18 protein-coding genes are annotated in these 16,327 nt (G+C 33.3%); 3 read left to right on the forward strand and 15 right to left on the reverse strand.

Annotated features, from left to right (window positions below; genetic code table 11):
* Nucleotides 1-32: 32 nt before the first annotated feature.
* The 10 genes from M9897_05465 to recR all read right to left on the reverse strand — a co-directional run bounded on the left by M9897_05465 (nt 33) and on the right by recR (nt 10,376).
* Nucleotides 33-1,364, reverse strand: a complete 1,332-nt coding sequence (locus tag M9897_05465) for a 2-oxo acid dehydrogenase subunit E2 (GenBank protein MCO5268325.1) — start codon at nt 1,362-1,364, stop codon at nt 33-35.
* A gap of 86 nt (nt 1,365-1,450) precedes the next feature.
* Nucleotides 1,451-3,415, reverse strand: coding sequence for a glycosyltransferase family 2 protein (locus M9897_05470; protein ID MCO5268326.1), 1,965 nt, complete (start codon nt 3,413-3,415; stop codon nt 1,451-1,453).
* A 21-nt stretch (nt 3,416-3,436) separates the two neighbouring features.
* Nucleotides 3,437-3,814 (reverse strand): Rid family detoxifying hydrolase, encoded by a 378-nt coding sequence (locus M9897_05475; protein ID MCO5268327.1) that lies wholly within the window; start codon nt 3,812-3,814, stop codon nt 3,437-3,439.
* A gap of 106 nt (nt 3,815-3,920) precedes the next feature.
* Complete coding sequence (locus M9897_05480; GenBank protein ID MCO5268328.1) at nt 3,921-6,029, reverse strand: insulinase family protein; 2,109 nt, start codon at nt 6,027-6,029, stop codon at nt 3,921-3,923.
* Nucleotides 6,030-6,059: 30 nt separating this feature from the next.
* Nucleotides 6,060-7,532 (reverse strand): insulinase family protein, encoded by a 1,473-nt coding sequence (locus M9897_05485; protein MCO5268329.1) that lies wholly within the window; start codon nt 7,530-7,532, stop codon nt 6,060-6,062.
* A 101-nt stretch (nt 7,533-7,633) separates the two neighbouring features.
* Nucleotides 7,634-7,996, reverse strand: coding sequence for a hypothetical protein (locus tag M9897_05490; protein MCO5268330.1), 363 nt, complete (start codon nt 7,994-7,996; stop codon nt 7,634-7,636).
* Nucleotides 7,997-8,012: 16 nt separating this feature from the next.
* The gene (locus tag M9897_05495) at nt 8,013-8,552 is read right to left on the reverse strand and encodes a sigma-70 family RNA polymerase sigma factor (protein ID MCO5268331.1); all 540 of its coding nucleotides are present in this window, start codon (nt 8,550-8,552) and stop codon (nt 8,013-8,015) included.
* Nucleotides 8,553-8,558: 6 nt separating this feature from the next.
* Nucleotides 8,559-8,942 carry a hypothetical protein gene (locus M9897_05500; protein ID MCO5268332.1) on the reverse strand — a complete coding sequence of 128 codons (384 nt, stop codon included), beginning with the start codon at nt 8,940-8,942 and terminating at the stop codon, nt 8,559-8,561.
* Nucleotides 8,943-9,083: 141 nt separating this feature from the next.
* Nucleotides 9,084-9,401, reverse strand: a complete 318-nt coding sequence (locus tag M9897_05505) for an HPF/RaiA family ribosome-associated protein (GenBank protein MCO5268333.1) — start codon at nt 9,399-9,401, stop codon at nt 9,084-9,086.
* 360 nt (nt 9,402-9,761) lie between these two features.
* Nucleotides 9,762-10,376, reverse strand: a complete 615-nt coding sequence (gene recR / locus M9897_05510) for a recombination mediator RecR (GenBank protein ID MCO5268334.1) — start codon at nt 10,374-10,376, stop codon at nt 9,762-9,764.
* A gap of 80 nt (nt 10,377-10,456) precedes the next feature.
* On the opposite strand from recR, the gene M9897_05515 reads away from it, so the two are divergent.
* From M9897_05515 to M9897_05525, 3 genes are read left to right on the forward strand one after another with little or no spacing between them, the layout of a single operon-like run.
* On the forward strand, nt 10,457-11,158 hold the full coding sequence (locus M9897_05515) for a hypothetical protein (protein MCO5268335.1): 702 nt from the start codon (nt 10,457-10,459) through the stop codon (nt 11,156-11,158).
* 1 nt (nt 11,159) lies between these two features.
* Nucleotides 11,160-11,621, forward strand: a complete 462-nt coding sequence (gene smpB / locus M9897_05520; protein ID MCO5268336.1) for an SsrA-binding protein SmpB — start codon at nt 11,160-11,162, stop codon at nt 11,619-11,621.
* A gap of 5 nt (nt 11,622-11,626) precedes the next feature.
* Nucleotides 11,627-12,499 carry a bile acid:sodium symporter family protein gene (locus M9897_05525; GenBank protein MCO5268337.1) on the forward strand — a complete coding sequence of 291 codons (873 nt, stop codon included), beginning with the start codon at nt 11,627-11,629 and terminating at the stop codon, nt 12,497-12,499.
* A gap of 11 nt (nt 12,500-12,510) precedes the next feature.
* On the opposite strand, the gene M9897_05530 is transcribed toward M9897_05525, so the two are convergent.
* The 5 genes from M9897_05530 to M9897_05550 all read right to left on the reverse strand — a co-directional run bounded on the left by M9897_05530 (nt 12,511) and on the right by M9897_05550 (nt 16,097).
* Nucleotides 12,511-13,470, reverse strand: a complete 960-nt coding sequence (locus M9897_05530; GenBank protein ID MCO5268338.1) for a D-2-hydroxyacid dehydrogenase — start codon at nt 13,468-13,470, stop codon at nt 12,511-12,513.
* A gap of 11 nt (nt 13,471-13,481) precedes the next feature.
* Nucleotides 13,482-14,531, reverse strand: coding sequence for a 3-phosphoserine/phosphohydroxythreonine transaminase (gene serC, locus M9897_05535; protein MCO5268339.1), 1,050 nt, complete (start codon nt 14,529-14,531; stop codon nt 13,482-13,484).
* A 115-nt stretch (nt 14,532-14,646) separates the two neighbouring features.
* Entirely contained in the window at nt 14,647-14,970 is a 324-nt protein-coding gene (locus tag M9897_05540; protein MCO5268340.1) for a 30S ribosomal protein THX, read from the reverse strand.
* A gap of 117 nt (nt 14,971-15,087) precedes the next feature.
* On the reverse strand, nt 15,088-15,768 hold the full coding sequence (locus M9897_05545; protein MCO5268341.1) for an RNA methyltransferase: 681 nt from the start codon (nt 15,766-15,768) through the stop codon (nt 15,088-15,090).
* Nucleotides 15,769-15,824: 56 nt separating this feature from the next.
* The gene (locus M9897_05550) at nt 15,825-16,097 is read right to left on the reverse strand and encodes an HU family DNA-binding protein (GenBank protein ID MCO5268342.1); all 273 of its coding nucleotides are present in this window, start codon (nt 16,095-16,097) and stop codon (nt 15,825-15,827) included.
* Nucleotides 16,098-16,327 lie beyond the last annotated feature (230 nt).

Below are 16,327 nucleotides of genomic sequence, written 5' to 3' on the forward strand. Positions count from 1 at the left end.
ATTAAGTTCATTATTTTTTTTGATTTTTTCAGTTATATTTTTGTGCTTGGATCAAAAGCTTCCAAATATTTTGCCACTCTTGTAACAAATTGACCTCCTAAAGCACCATCAACAACTCTATGGTCGTATGAGTGAGATAGGAACATTTTGTAACGGATTCCGATAAAATCTCCCTCTGGAGTTTCTATTACTGCAGGAACTTTACGAATAGAGCCTGTTGCTAAAATAGCTACTTGTGGTTGGTTAATAATAGGAGTTCCCATTACATTTCCAAAGGTACCTACATTAGTTAATGTATATGTGCCACCTGAAATTTCATCTGATGATAATTTATTGTTTCTAGCCTTATTAGCTAATTCATTTACTTTTTTAGCTAGTCCTAATAAATTTAATTGATCGGCATCTTTAATAACAGGAACAATCAAATTTCCAGAAGGTAAAGCAGCAGCCATACCAATATTAATATGCTTACGCTGAATAATTTTATCCCCATCAATACTTACGTTAACACCAGGGAAATCTTTAATAGCTTTTGTTACAGCATCAATGAAAATAGGTGTGAACGTAAAGTTTTCGCCTTCACGAGCTTCAAATTCTTTTTTAATTTTATTTCTCCAGTTCCAAATTGTTGTTACATCTGCTTCAACAAAAGAAGTAACGTGAGGAGAAGTATGTTTAGAACGAACCATGTGTTCAGCAATCATCTTTCGCATACGATCCATTTCTATAATTTCATCTCCTTCCATCAATGGAATGCTGACAGATTGCGTAATCTCCTTAACAACTGGAGTGTTGTTTGAAATAGTCACTTGAGGAGTAGCTGGTTTTTCAACAGCAACTGTAGTTTGTCCTCCTCTGTTTTCAATATAATCAAAAATATCTTTTTTAGTAACACGGTCATTTTGTCCGCTTCCCTTAATAGCTTCTAATTCTCCCATGGAAATACCTTCTTTGCTAGCGATACTTCTTACTAAAGGAGAATAGAATCTGCCACTAGGGCTATCCTTTCCAATTTCAATATGGTTATTTATAACTGATGTTGTAGCATCATTTACAGTTTTTTCAATAGTAGCAACTGCAACAGGAGTTTCTTCTATTACAGAAGTTTCAACAGCAGCACTACCATCTGTAGAAATAATAGCGATAACATCACCAACTTGAGCAACCTCATCAACTTTGAAAAGAATTTTAACTAATGTGCCTGTAGCTTCAGAAGGTAGTTCGTTATCTACTTTGTCTGTTGCCACCTCTACAAGTGGTTCGTCCATAGCTACGGTGTCTCCCACATTTTTTAACCAATTTGTAATTGTTGCTTCGGTAACACTTTCTCCCATTTTGGGTAGGCGAATTTCTACTTGTGACATATCTTTATTTATAGGGTTATAATTCTATTTTTTTTTGGTTCACAAAAGTAATTATTTTTTTCTGTCTTTACAAACCTTCTCTCGTTTTATCTATCTAATTTTTTTCGATTTTGCCATAGAATTTTAATGTCTGTAAAGACCTTATAATCTCTAGCATAAATAAGATTTAGCTTTGAATTTAAAGCCATATTTTTTATGAGTAAGGGATTATTGTCTTGATCGATAGGGGTCAAAATACCTGACTTAATATTTGGTAAACCTATATTTGAAACCGTGTTTTCTTCTATAAAATAACCTATCCATGATTTCTTACCAAAAAGGACATTTAAGCAATTTCTCAGGAATTTAATCCTATTAGCATAAAACCAGATAATTATTGGGCTTATTAAAAGAAGAAGGAGAGAAGTTATTATATCGAGTGTCCTCTTGTTTCGTTTATTAGATGACTTAGAAATATTTTCTATTTCCATTAGATAGATATCGCCTGCTGTGTCAACCGAATTACTTCCAATAAGGTACATGCTATTTGGTTGCGCAATCTTAAACTCAACCTTGTCAGCAGTTTTAGACATGAAGTTGATGATAGTTTCTGAAGAAGTATTTTTAGCACAAAATATTACCTCATCAATATTATGTATGTCTATGACTTGATCCAATTGATTTAATGTTCCACTATTAGTTGCATTTTTCTCTTCTGTGGGAGAAACGCTATGTATGGAGTTGATTTTATGCGCGCTATTCTTTAAAATTAACTGAACTCTTTCTACTTCTTCTTCATCCCCTACGATAGCAAAATTTTTATTTTTAATTCCTTGTAGATTGTATCTTTGACCTAATAGAAGATGCATAAAAAAGCGGGAGATAATAAAATAACAGAAAGTAAGAGTTGCTCCTAGCAGAATAAATAAACGAGAAAATTGAACTTCCTTCGGGAGTAGAGCATAAATAACAAGAATAATAATGGTTCCAACCAAAGTACCATAGAAATAGGATTTTAATTTTACAGGAAAATCATAAGAACCAGTATATAAATTGACAATTAACCAAGTGAGTGAGTACCCAGGAAGCGCATATTTTAAAATAGCATAAGGTAATTGAATATGTCCCTGTTTCCATAAGAGAGATAATGAGAATAATATGGATATAATAGCAACAAAATCAAATAGTGGTAAAATAATACGCTTGATAAATCGATTTAAAATAGCTAGTCCTGCCCTAAAGTATATAGCAAGATTGATAAAAAATGAAAAGAGCTTTGCGTTCTTCTTTGAAAAATGCTTCTCGGCAAAGATAACCATGGCGTTGTAGAAGACAAATACATAGTTGATGCTACTTTTCTTAGTGCTTTCTCCTTTGTAATGGATAATTTGAGTTTTTGGAAAATAATAATTTTTATATCCACCTGAGGTAATTCTGTATGATAAATCAATATCTTCTCCATACATAAAGAAATCCTCATCCAGCAGCCCAACTTTATCTAACGTTTCTTTGCGCATTAACATGAAAGCTCCTGCCAAAATCTCAATTTCATTAGTTTCAAATTCGTCAAGATAACCCAAATGATACCTTCCAAATAGTTTGCTCTTAGGAAAAATGCGCGATAAACCAAAGATTTTATAAAAAGCGACAGATGGAGTGGGAAGTCCTCGTTTACTCTCTGGTAGAAACTGTCCTTTTCCATCAATCATTCGAACGCCTAAACCACCAGCGTCTGGGTGCTCATCCATGAATTTGATACATTTAATGAATGTGTCTTCTTCTACAACTGTATCGGGGTTGAGTAAGAGAATATAATCTCCTTTTGCTTGCAGGATGGCTTGATTATTCGCTTTTGAGAATCCAGCATTAAACTTATTTTCAATGAGTTTAGTTTGTGGAAATTTATTCCTTACCATATCAACAGATCCATCTATGGAATTGTTGTCAACAACAAATACTTCTCCAGTAACATCCTTTAAGGCAATATATACTGAATTGAGGCATTGCTCTAGGAAATACTCAACGTTGTAATTTACAATTACAATAGATATACGGACAGCCTGTTCGCTCAAAGTGTGAGGGCTAAAAATAAATTATTTAATGGCTATACAAGAAATTTCAATAGGAACATCCATAGGAAGTTTGGCAACCTGAACAGTTTCTCTAGCAGGAGGCTCACTTGTAAAATAAGAGCCATAAACTTCATTTACCTTTGGGAAATCATCCATTGATTTTAAGAAAATAGTACATTTCACTATGTCAGTCATCTTAAATCCTGCTGTTTCTATGAGTGCTGTAATATTATTCATTACTTGTTTGGTAGCTGATTCTATAGAACTCACTTCTAATTGTCCACTTGAAGGATTTAAAGGGATTTGACCGCTTACGTATAAGGTGTCATTTTTTAGAATCGCAGGACTATATGGTCCTATTGGAGCCGGAGCATTCGGAATCACAATTGCTTTTTTCATGTTTTGAATTTTGTACAAGTTTAGCGATTTTATGATGAATTTTAGATAGAAAATCTAAAAAAAGAAAAGCGACTTGCGTCGCTCTCCCCATATATGTCAAAGTAAATTACTTTACTTCAAATACTTTTGGATCTATCTTCTTGTTGAATACAATACTCTTGATTTTAATATCGAGTCCCATTGATTCGGCCATTTGTGTGATTTGACTTGGGAACATAAATCCTTTGTAATTCTCATACCCACTAATGATAGTAGCTACGCTAGCAGGACCTTCTTCAGAAACCTCTAACTTGTCAATATAAGTTTTTAGATAGTTTTCTGTGTTGTAATAAGTAGTTACAGTCTCATCCCCAATTACATATTTCACTACATAGAACTTTTTTCCCATCCTTTCTTCAATTCCTAATAGGGTAGGAGTATTTAAATTCTTTAGAAGAGCAAATTCGGGAAATAAACCTGCTGTTTTTAATTTGTTGCTCACTTCTTCTGCAGTGTATTTCTTAGTGTCAATTCCGGTCTGACTCATTGTTTTTGTCATACCTTCCTTTCCATTAAAAATTTCTTCTTGAAACACCATACCATTATATTCTAATTTTATAGCGCTATTAGTAGGTGCAGCATAATATTGTGTCATTAGTAATTCAACAGGCATCTGTTGTGGACTGGCCCCACTAACCGTAGTCATTGATTTTACTTTGGATATCTTCTTATTTGCTTTTTTGAAAGTTTTTGTTTGAGTAACAGCCATTAGATATCTTTCATATACTTCTTTTAAAGAGATGTCAGATTTTTCAAATTCTACTTCTTTCACTAGATTTCCAAAAGCATCTAAAATTTCAATTTCTCCGTCAGTGTCAAATTGTTTTAATTTTTCAAGCACCTCCTTATTACCTACAACAAAGATGTATAGATTATCTGTAGAAAAGTATCTCTTTGCCATATCTAGCACATCTTCTTTAGAAACTAAACTTAAATTCTTAAGGTAGTTTTGATAATAATTGTCAGCTAATTTATTTCGGAAGGTATTAAGTGCAAAATTAGCAACTGTTCTTGGACTTTCTAAAGAACGAGCAAATGCACCAGCCATAGAAGCTTTATTAAGTGATAATTCGTTATCTTCCACTAAGCTCTCAGTGATTCGTTTAATCTCGTAAATAAATTGTACAATAGCAGAATCAGTTACGTCGTTTCTGAAATTACCATCTGTACTAAGGTAGCTCCCTTTTCTATTTATATTTAAGGTAGAATATGCTCCATACGTATATGCTTTGTCTTCACGTAAGTTTTGCATTAAACGAGCTCCAAATCCTGTTCCTCCAAAAACTTTGTTTAGAACGCTTAATTTAATCTGGTTGTCATCTCCTGGATACATATCAATAGGGAAAGCCACATCAATTACAGACTGTACTGCTCCGGGTTTTTCTATGAAAATCACACGATTTCCTTTAGAGATCATTCCTTTTCCATAGTTTTTTGTAAACGGAACACCGCCTTCCCAATCTCCGAAGTATTTGTTGGCAATATTTCTTGCTTGGTCTTCAGTGATATCTCCTACAATCGTCAAATAGCTTCCTGCAGGAGTGTATTGTTTTTTATAAAAATTGATAATATCCTCACGGGTAATATTATTTAATGTTTCCTCAGTCATTACTTCTCCGTATGGATGTTCATTTCCAAAAATCACTTTGCTTATAGCATTTTTCATCATGGAATTTGGATCTGTTTTGCTGGAATATAAGCTAGACTCTAGTTGTTTTTTAATACGATCATATTCACTCTCCGGGAAATTGGCATTTTTAACAACATCCGCCATGATAGTTAGTCCTTTATCCATGTGTTTTGTAAGAACACTAAGATACACTGAAGAACTGTTTGCACTTAAATCTGCTCCGATGAAATCTTTTTCTTCATCAATCTGATCTTTTGTTTTATTAGTTGTACCAGAAAGCAGTAAGTTCCCAGCAAAATCAGAAAGACCTGCTTTGTTTCCTTCTAATTGTGGATCTGACCCCATGACTAGATTAAAGGAAACTTTTGGAATTCTGTTATCTTGAGATAGAATTACTTTCATTCCATTGTCCAAATCAAAAACGATTGGTTTTGGGATATGTATTTCTGGAGCAGGAGCAGCAGTTGGTACGATAGAACGATCTATTTGTCCGAAAGAGTATGCAACTGAACAAATTAATATGATTGTTAAAAATAAATTTTTCATATTTTTCATTTTAATATTTTATGAGTCTAATTATTCTGTAGGTTGAGGTAAATAAAACAAAATAACGCGTTGATTCTGTGGAAGGTATTTTTTTGCAGCTTCTTGTATGTCTTCACGTGTTATTCCATCATACATCTTCAATTCTTCATTGATGAGGTTGGTATTATTGAAATATACATAATTATTGGCAAGTGCCTCAGCTTTTCCGGCAACTGAACTATTAGAAGAATAAAAATCATTTTCAAATTGATTCTTGATCTTTTGGAATTCTTCTTCTGTAATTAATTCAGTTTGTACACGTTCAATTTCTGTATCGATTGCAGCTAGCAGGTCTGTAGGATCTACATCTTTAGAGGCTATCCCTGCAAACAATGACATTCCTGGGTCTTCAAGAGGGAAGGTAAATGAAAATGCTGCAACAGCCAACTGTTTATCTTCAACAATTCGTTTGTTCATACGAGAACTAGAACTACCAGATAGAATGGTGTTAAGCATTTGCATAACATACGCATCTCGTGAATTTTCTTTAGGAGCGCGGTATGAAATAAAAACAGCAGGTAGTTGGATATTATCATAAATAGTATCTAATGTTTGTTTAGATAAAGGAGCATCTACAATAGTTGGACGAGGAATTACGGTTTCTTTTTTGCTGTATTCAGATATCATTGCTTTACCTTCTTTAGATGTAGTCTTGAAGAAGTCTTCTTTATTAAATATAGATTTATCTACACCATATCTTGATTTGAAAGCAACATCGTCTATATTGATAAAATCACGGTATAAATTTATGGCTTGCCCTTTTGGTATAGATGCAAAGTATTTATCAATTAACTTCTTTGTTTCAACGATATTAATGTCTCCAGCAATAGAAAGAGTTGCATTAGCAGGAACATAGAACGTCTTATAGAAGTTTACATAATCTTCCTCTTGTGCTGCGTCTAAATCCTCCATAGAACCAATGGGAATCCAGCGGTAAGGATGCTCTTGGAATAATCTTTTAAATGCATTCTCCATAAATGAACCATAAGGTTGGTTATCCATACGTTGTCTTTTTTCTTCTTTTACTACTTCACGTTGTGTTTCAATCCCTGTGTTATCTACTTTCGCATGGAGTAATCTCTCAGATTCCAGCCATAAACCTAGTTCTAGTTGATTTGAAGGAAGAAGTTCATAATAATATGTTCTATCTTGTGAGGTGTTGGCATTTAAAGTTCCACCATTTTTTTCAACAAATTTGGAATATTCACCGCGATCGATATTTTTAGTTCCTTCAAACATTAAATGTTCGAAAAAGTGGGCAAATCCTGTTCTATTTGGATCCTCATTTTTAGAACCAACATGGTATAAAATTGAAACCGCAACAATTGGTGTGGCATGATCTTCATGCAAAATAACGTGTATTCCGTTGTCTAAATCGTATTCTACGAAACTGATTGCATTTTTTTGAGCGCTACTTAAAAAGTTAAGGGCTACAAAAAATACAGTGAGAAAAACTAACTTCATGTGATATTTTTGTTTTTAATTTAATGTTGTAAAAGTATATATTTTTCTGAGATTATCAGAAGATTTAGTGTTGTAAGGCAGAATAAGTGGATAATATAGGGTTATTCTGTTTTATTGGATGGGTTTGATTGTCTTTTGTTCAAACGGTAATTATCAAAATTACTGATGAGCCAAAATAAACTAAAGATAGCTAAAAGGGAAGTGGTGGTAGCTAAAAAGGAAATAGAGCTAAACACACGAAAATCGAGACCATTTGTAAAATAAAATATACTACCTAAAATAATGGCATAGAAAATTCCTAAGTATAGAAATACATTTTCAGTACTGGTTGCTTTCTTCTTGCGAATAGGAGAGAGAGCTTCTTCGGTTGTGATTTGCTGCATAATTCTAACTTTTAATTTATCATCAGCTTTTAGCAAGGAAGAATTTACTAGATTTTTTATATTTTGTTCTTTTGTATCCATGTCATTCAAATTTAAATTATTTTAAGGTGTTTTCCAAGAGTTCAGCTAATCTTTTTCTTGCTCTATAGAGTTTGATTTTAATATTGCTTAAAGATAGACTTGTGATCTTTTCAATTTCTTTGATAGATTTCTCTTCAATATAATATAAGGTGATTATCGTAGCTTCGTCTCCAGGTAGTTGATGAATCGCGTCAAGTATTGCCAAATGTTGATCTTTATTGATTAGAGCACTGTCAGTAGAATCCAAATCTGTATAATTTTCTATTCTTTGTTCTTCAGTAGAAATGTTTACTTCTTTTTGTTGTTGTATATGTGTAAGGGCTGTATTGTAAACAATACGATAAAACCAAGAAGAGAACTTGCTTGTAAAACGAAAGGTGTGTAAATTTTTATAGGCTTTAACAAAAGCATTCTGAGTAATATCTTCTGCATCTTGTCTATTCTTGCATACCCTATATGCGATAGTGAATGCCATATCTTGATATGCATCCACTAAAGCGCCAAAAGCTTGGGTGTTCCCCGTTAAAATGTCTTTTATAAGCTGCTTTTCAGACATGTTTTTCTATTCTATTTCATTTTTAGCATCTTCTTTTTTTGAGATGGCATAGTAAACCAAATATCCGATTGACATAAAAATTAGAATCAAGGTACCAACTAACCACCCAAATTCATCTTCATCTAAACCATTTGCATAAATAATGGTGAAGGACAAACCTAACCCAATTCCAACTCCTCCTAAAAGAAGCCCATTTCTCAATTGTTTTAATCTATTTGGGGGAGTGTTATTTTCATATTCAGGCATAATCCCTTGTTTAATTAACTCCATCCTTTCGATGTGTTTTTGTTTGGAGCTCTTAATTCCTAAATACATACCTAAAGCAATGGGAAGTCCTACTGTTGTAATAATCGCTACGATTCCAACTAAATTTTCAGAAATTTCAAACATAATTTTTATTTTTTTAAGTGAATAATTTATTGTTTGGGGATAAGACAATAGAAAATAGTAGTTGGTTACAAAAAAAATGAAAATAGATAAAAAAAGCCGTCTTTATTGCTAAAAACGGCTTTTCAATTATCTTGTTCAATCTTAGTACTGATCTTGTAGTTTGCCAATTAAAGAAGTTAAACTACTCATCATTTTCTTAGTAGCGCTACTAATAGCTTTTTCTACAGTGTCTTCTGTTGCAGTAACCGCTACGGGTTTTAATCCTTGTGGACGTGCTTCAAGTACACATTTCTTATCATTCCCTCCAGTCTTAGAACCATTTTCATCAGAAATATGAACTTCAACACGCGTCAACCTGTCTTCGAAGCGTGCTAAATCTTCTTTGATGCGTTCTGTAAAATAAGCCTCAATTCTTTCTTTTCCATCAATGTTTTTGTCGGTGTTAAAAAATACTTCCATAGCTTTAAATTTTATGAATATACAAGGATATTCGGGTTAATAAATTTATTCTATAAATCTAACGTTTAAAATTTGATTTTCTTCCAATCGAATTCTTAAATTTTATTAAAAATGTCTGCTTTTTAAAGTTACAGAAAAAAATGAATAAAAAAAATAAAATATAGAAAATATAGCAATAACTCGTTTTGCTTATAAAATAAAATATAAATTAATAGTATTAGACCCCGGCATACCTTCGTCCGTCGGGGTGACAATCTCTAGGGCGAATTAGGCGGTCTGCAAAGCCGACCGATAGTCTCCTCGCACAATTGTCACCACGAGAACCTTAGTGCTCGGAGTCTATTTGTAAATTATTCCTATTTATTTAAAAGTAGATTCAAATGGAAGTCGTTGTAAAATAGATCTTCCCAATGTCAATTCATCGGCATATTGTAATTCTGTTCCAATTGCTACACCTCTGGAAAGGGTGGTGACAGCTATGTTCTTATCTTTAATTTTCTTATAAATATAGAAGTTGGTTGTATCACCTTCCATGGTAGCACTCAGGGCAAAAATGATTTCATCTACTGAATTGTTATCTACTTTCTCTATAAGTGAAGGAATATTCAAATCGTTTGGTCCACGCCCTTCCATAGGGGAAATAATCCCTCCTAGTACATGGTATATGCCTTTGAATGTACCTGTAGCTTCAATCGCCATCACATCACGGATATCTTCTACTACACAAATTGTGCGTTGGTCTCTTAGTGGATTACTGCATATTGTACAGATTTCAGTATCAGAGATATTTCCACAATTTTTACAGTGTTTAATGTGCTCTTTCATGGCTAAAAGTGCATCAGAAAATTGTTCTATTTCCTGGGGTGAACGCTTCAACAATTCCAATACCAAACGCAAGGCACTTCTCTTACCAATACTTGGTAAAGAAGCAAATTGTGTAACGATATCGTTGAGGTGTTTTGAAGGTAAATCCATGTAGCAAAAATAAAGAAATTAATGGGAGTTTATTCTGTTAACCCAAAGAAATCCTTTTCTTTGTAAACAAAACTATCAGAATGAACGATTTGTGTGGTATTTCAGAAGATAAACTCCCTTTTCAACTTTTAGGTCTTTGCTTGCAAGAACCAATGGCTTTGATTTTAGATTGGGTAATGGCATTTATCTGCTTCTTTGTCTTCCTACGCCTTAAAAACCATACTTCTGATTTTCATCGGTATTGGAAGCTGTTTTTTCTATTCTTTGGATTAAGTACCTTCTTCGGTGGTTTAGGACATTTGTTCTTTTATTATACAGGTAATTATGGTAAAATCCCTTCATGGACTTTTGCGATTATTTCTAATTATTATGTAGGAAAAGCTATGTTAAAACTAAATGTGCTATCCATTCAAAAAATACAATTGTTCTCAAAAATACTATCAGTTAAGTTCTTTGTATTTATGTCGCTGATGTTATTTGTAGTTTTGATGTACGGAAAGAATTCATTTGTGTTTTCCATGGTTGATTCTGTGCTAACAACGCTTGCATACTGCTTAGGCTTGGGAATTTATTACAAGAAACAAGGTTTAGAATCATTTAAATATATTGTGTGGGCGGTGGTGCTGCTTTTCCCTTCTATTTTTATCTTTGTGTTTAAGATAAATGTATCACTTTGGTTAAATAAAGACGATTTGAGTCATCTGTTTATGATAGCTTCATTGGTATTCTTTTATATAGGAGTGAAAAATACAGTATCAAAAGTAAATATTTTTTCAACATAAGATGGCAGAACAAAACAAGATAAATATTTTAAATAAACGTGCTCGGTTTGAGTACCATATCTTGGATACGTTTACTGCGGGAATTCAGCTGGGTGGTACAGAAATTAAAAGTATTCGTTTGGGAAAAGCGAGTATCATGGAGGCATATTGTGTAGTCGAAAATAATGAGGTATTTATACGAAACATGCACATTGCAGAATATTCCAATGCTTCTTTCTATCAGCATAAACCTAAAGCTGACCGAAAATTATTATTGAATCGCAAAGAGATTAATAAGATAGATCGAAAACTTCAAACCAAAGGTTTTACATTGATTCCTTTGCGACTGTTTATCAATGAGGATGGAAGGGCTAAATTAGAAATAGCTTTAGCGCAAGGAAAGAAGTTGTACGATAAGCGTCAAGACCTAAAAGAGAAAGATGATAAGCGAACCATGGATAGGGTTCGTAAGAACTACAAATAGATATCATGCAAATCCTATTTGACAATTTATTACCTATAACGATTGCAATCATCATGTTTGGGATAGGATTAAATTTGTCATTCGATGACTTTAAGCGCGTATTTACATTTCCTAAGGCGATTATTTATGGTTTAGTGGGACAATTAGTGGTTTTGCCTTTAATTGGATTTTTGTTGGCCTATCTGGTTCCCTTGGAGCCTGCATATAAAATTGGAATTGTTTTAATCGCTATTTGTCCAGGAGGCACTTCTTCAAATATAGTTACTTATATGTTGAAAGGTAGGGTAGCTCTTTCCGTTTCTATCACAGCTTTTAATAGTTTTTTAATTGTACTTACAATACCAATTTTACTTCGATTAGCTTTTTATCTATTTGAACCAAGTGGCACTTTTGCTGAACTTACTTTGTATCAGACGTTTTTTGAAGTAATATATACAGTCCTTATTCCAGTAGTTGGCGGGATATTAATTGGACACTTCTTTCCTGCATTTGCTAAAAATATACAACCTCTTTTACGCTATATACTGCCTGGGCTTTTGTTTGCAGTATTCCTATTAGCTATCCTCCTTGAGAATGCGAATAGTACCAAATCTCTTCAGGAGTATTGGGATATTTTCGTTCCTGCATTTTTGCTTAATTTTTCGGTTATATTGATTGGTTTTTACTCCTCTCGTTTGATTAATTTACCACATGAGGATCAATATACCATTGCAGTAGAAATGGGTTTACAAAACTCTGCCTTAGCCATATTTTTAGCAAATAATGTACTTCACATGGAAGGAGTATCCCTTGTGGCAGTGGTGTATGGAAGTTTTACTTTCTTTACCACTTTATTTTTTGGCTATGTACTTAAGAACTATGTTCCGAAGGCGAAATAATTGAAAGTCCTTTATTTGAATGCTTCAATAATCTTGTCAGCCATCTCCACACCAATTCTGTCTTGAGCTTCATTGGTAGCAGCCCCAATATGAGGAGTGCAAGCAATCATATCGCAGGTTAACAATTCTGATTTTGGAGTTGGTTCATTTTCAAATACATCGATGGCAGCAGCTGCAACTTTTCCTTCTTGGATAGCTTCTAGTAAATCATCTTCATCGATAACACCTCCTCGAGCTAAATTAATTAAACGAACGCCTTTTTTCATCTGTTGGAATTCATTTTTACCAATTACGGCTTTTCCATCAGCTTGTTTAGGCACATGAATAGAAATGAAATCAGCTTTTCCCCAAACCTCATTTAGGTTGTTGGTAACTTCAATTTTACTCATGACTTCACCAATTCCCTCAATATAAATTGGAATCTCTGCTGTTCCTGTTATCTGATCTATGGCGATTATTTTCATTCCAATTCCAAGTGCATAACTAGCGAGTGAGCGTCCAATTCTTCCAAAGCCAATGATAAGAAGTGTTTTTCCACGTAATTCTACACCTTTTCCGTATTTCTTCTTCAGGGCGTTGAAATTAGTGTTACCATTTACAGTCATTTCTTTGTAGGAATCAAAAGTTGAACGAGCCAAAGAAAATAAAGAAGCCATAGCTAATTCCGCTACTGATTGTGAAGAGGAAGCAGGTGTATTTTCTACTCTAATTCCCTTGCTACGAGCATATTCTACATCGATATTATCCATTCCAACACCACCTCTTCCAATAAATTTTAAATTGGGGCAAGCATCAATTAATTCTTTTCTTGCGGTAGTGGCAGAACGTACTAATAATACAGAGTATCCTTCTTTATTGATTGTTTCAACTAATTTATCTTGTTCTACTTTTTCTGTAGAGATATAGAATCCTGCTGCTTGTAATTTATCTATACCGTCTTGGGAAATCCCGTCGTTTGCTAATATTTTTATCATTTTTTGAATTATAAGGCTTTCATTACATCAACTAGAACTTTAACACTCTCCAGAGGAAGTGCATTATACATGGATGCACGGTATCCTCCTACGGAACGGTGGCCTTTGATGCCAACGACTCCTGCTTCATTCCAAAGCTGGTCAAAGCGTTCCTTTTTGCTTTCATCTGTTAGACGAAAAGATACATTCATAAGGGAACGATCTTTTACAGTTGTTGTTCCTTCGAAATTCGGATTTCTATCTATTTCTCCGTATAGTAAATCAGCTCTTTCTTTACTTAATTTCTCCATTGCAGCAACACCACCGTGTTTCAATAAATAACGTAGATTTAAGTTTGCTACATATACCGAAAAGACAGGAGGTGTATTAAACATACTGTCTTTATCAGCATGAATTTTTAAATCAAGATATGTAGGTATGTTTAAAGATGAATTTCCTAAAACAGAGTCTTTCACTATATATAAGGTAGCTCCTGCAGGACCTAGATTCTTCTGAGCACCCGCATAAATTAAATCAAATTTAGAAACATCAAACTCTTTAGAAAAAATATCAGATGACATATCACATACTAAGGGTACGTTTACATTTGGTATTTCTGTGAACTGTGTTCCTCGGATGGTATTGTTAGAGGTATAGTGTAAAAAGTCAATATTATCAGGAAGAGTAGTTATTTCTGGGATGTACGTAAAATCTTTATCTGCTGAAGTAGCAATTTCAACTACTTCTAGCCCTGCATTTTTTGCTTCTTTTATAGCTCCAGAAGACCAAGTACCTGTATTAATATATGCAGCACGTTTGTGTTTACCGGCCATATTCATAGCAGAAATTAAGAAGCCTAAACTAGCTCCACCTTGGAGATATAAAACAGTATAACCGCTTGGAATATTTAATGCTTTTTTCACATTATTTCTAGCTTCTTCCATAACATCAACATAGTCTTTGCTTCTGTGAGATATTTCTAATATAGATAAACCATTAAAATCTAAAACTGCTTGTGCTGCATCTTTCATTACTTCTTGAGGTAAGATGCATGGACCTGCTCCAAAATTGTGTTTCATATCATTTATATTTTTACAAATGTGTTAAAAATTAAATTGAAAGCATATTAATTCAAGATATAATTTCAAAAAAAAAAGTCGACAACTTGCCGACTTTCTGAATATTGAAATGTTCTTATTTTTTCTTTGGTTCAGCCTTTGCTTTAGCAGCAGTTTTTTTAGCAGGTGTCTTTTTCTCTGCACTTACTTTTTTCTCAGTAGTTGCTTTCTTTGCGGGAGTTTTTTTCTCTGTTGCTGCTTTGGTTGCTGCTTTTTTTACTGGAGCTGCCTTTTTTGCAGGAGTTTTTTTCTCTGCTACAGCTTTAACAGTAGTAGTTTTTGGAGCTTTTTCTTTTTTTGGAGCTACAGAAATGGGAGTATTTTTTTTCTTCTTTCTTGTATTTCCGTAAGAACCTCTAACACGTTTACCTTTTGTTGTTTTTAAATCTCCTTTTCCCATTTTATTTATATTATTTAATTAGTATTAGTATGATGGGGCAATATACAAATAATCCTTTTAAAATGATATCATATTATGGAAAATAATTTCATTTTTTAATGGATAATAATAAGTGATTTATTTTTTTTCTTGAATTCTCCTTAAAAAGTCATTGATAGTTTTCTCGGGGTTATTAATGATTCGTTTGCACCATTCAATCTTTAAGAGTGTTTGCTCTTTTTCGGATAATTTCCAATTGAAATCGGTTTGATTTTCTAACCTTGTTCGGATTGTGTGCATGATTAATGCAGCAGAAACGGAAACGTTAAAACTTTCTGTGAAACCAACCATAGGTATTTTTACAAGATAGTCGGCCATATTAAGTGCTTTTTCTGATAAACCAACTTGTTCTGTTCCAAATACAAAAGCTATTGGTTGATTAATAGGGATATTTTGAACGGTGTATTCTTCAGCATACGGGGATGTGGCAGCTATTTTATATCCTTTATCTTTAAGAGTTTGAATGCATTTAGTGGTAGGGAACAACTGATCCGAATAATGAAAATTATCTACCCATTGACCAGAACCTAGTGCAATATCTTTGTTTACTGTAAATTTATTTGTTTTTTCGATAATGTGTAGGTCTTGAATTCCAAAGCAGTCACAACTACGAGTAACCGCACTAGCATTATGTTCTTGAAAGATATTCTCAACTGCAATGGTAACGTGACGAGTTCTCTCTGATGCTATACGATCAAATTTCTCTTGTTTTGCAGGAGTGATAATAGTATAAAGAGCTTTTAGTAATTCTTCTTCCATGTTAAAATAAAAAAGGGAGCCGTTAAGCTCCCAAAACATAAGTTGAAAACAAAGTTTTAGTTTACTGCGTCAGATAAACCAGCACCAGCCTTAAATCTTACGACATTTTTAGCTTTGATTTTGATTTCTTTTCCAGTTCTTGGGTTTCTTCCAGTTCTAGCTGCACGCTTAGAAGTAGAGAAAGAACCAAATCCGATTAAAGAAATTCTATCACCTTTTTTAAGTGCTTTAGTAGTTACACCAACGAATGCATCTAATGCTCTTTTAGCATCTGCTTTAGAGATCTTTGCTTCTGAAGCCATTGCTTCAATCAATTCTGCTTTGTTCATAGTTATGGTTTTTGTTTGTATTAAAAATTAACTAGAGCAAATGTAGAAGAATATCGCATACATGCAAGGAAATAATGAAAAAAAATAAATAAAATGTTGAAAAAATAGTCATTTTGTTGATAAGTGCCCCTGATAAGCCCTATTTATAGTGTATTTAGATAACGATTAAAATTATTTTTTTTAAATAATAATTTATAATAATTGATGAATATTGATTTTGATTCGATGAA

It is taken from the genome of Brumimicrobium sp. (genome assembly GCA_023957385.1).
Classification (GTDB): domain Bacteria; phylum Bacteroidota; class Bacteroidia; order Flavobacteriales_D; family Crocinitomicaceae; genus Brumimicrobium.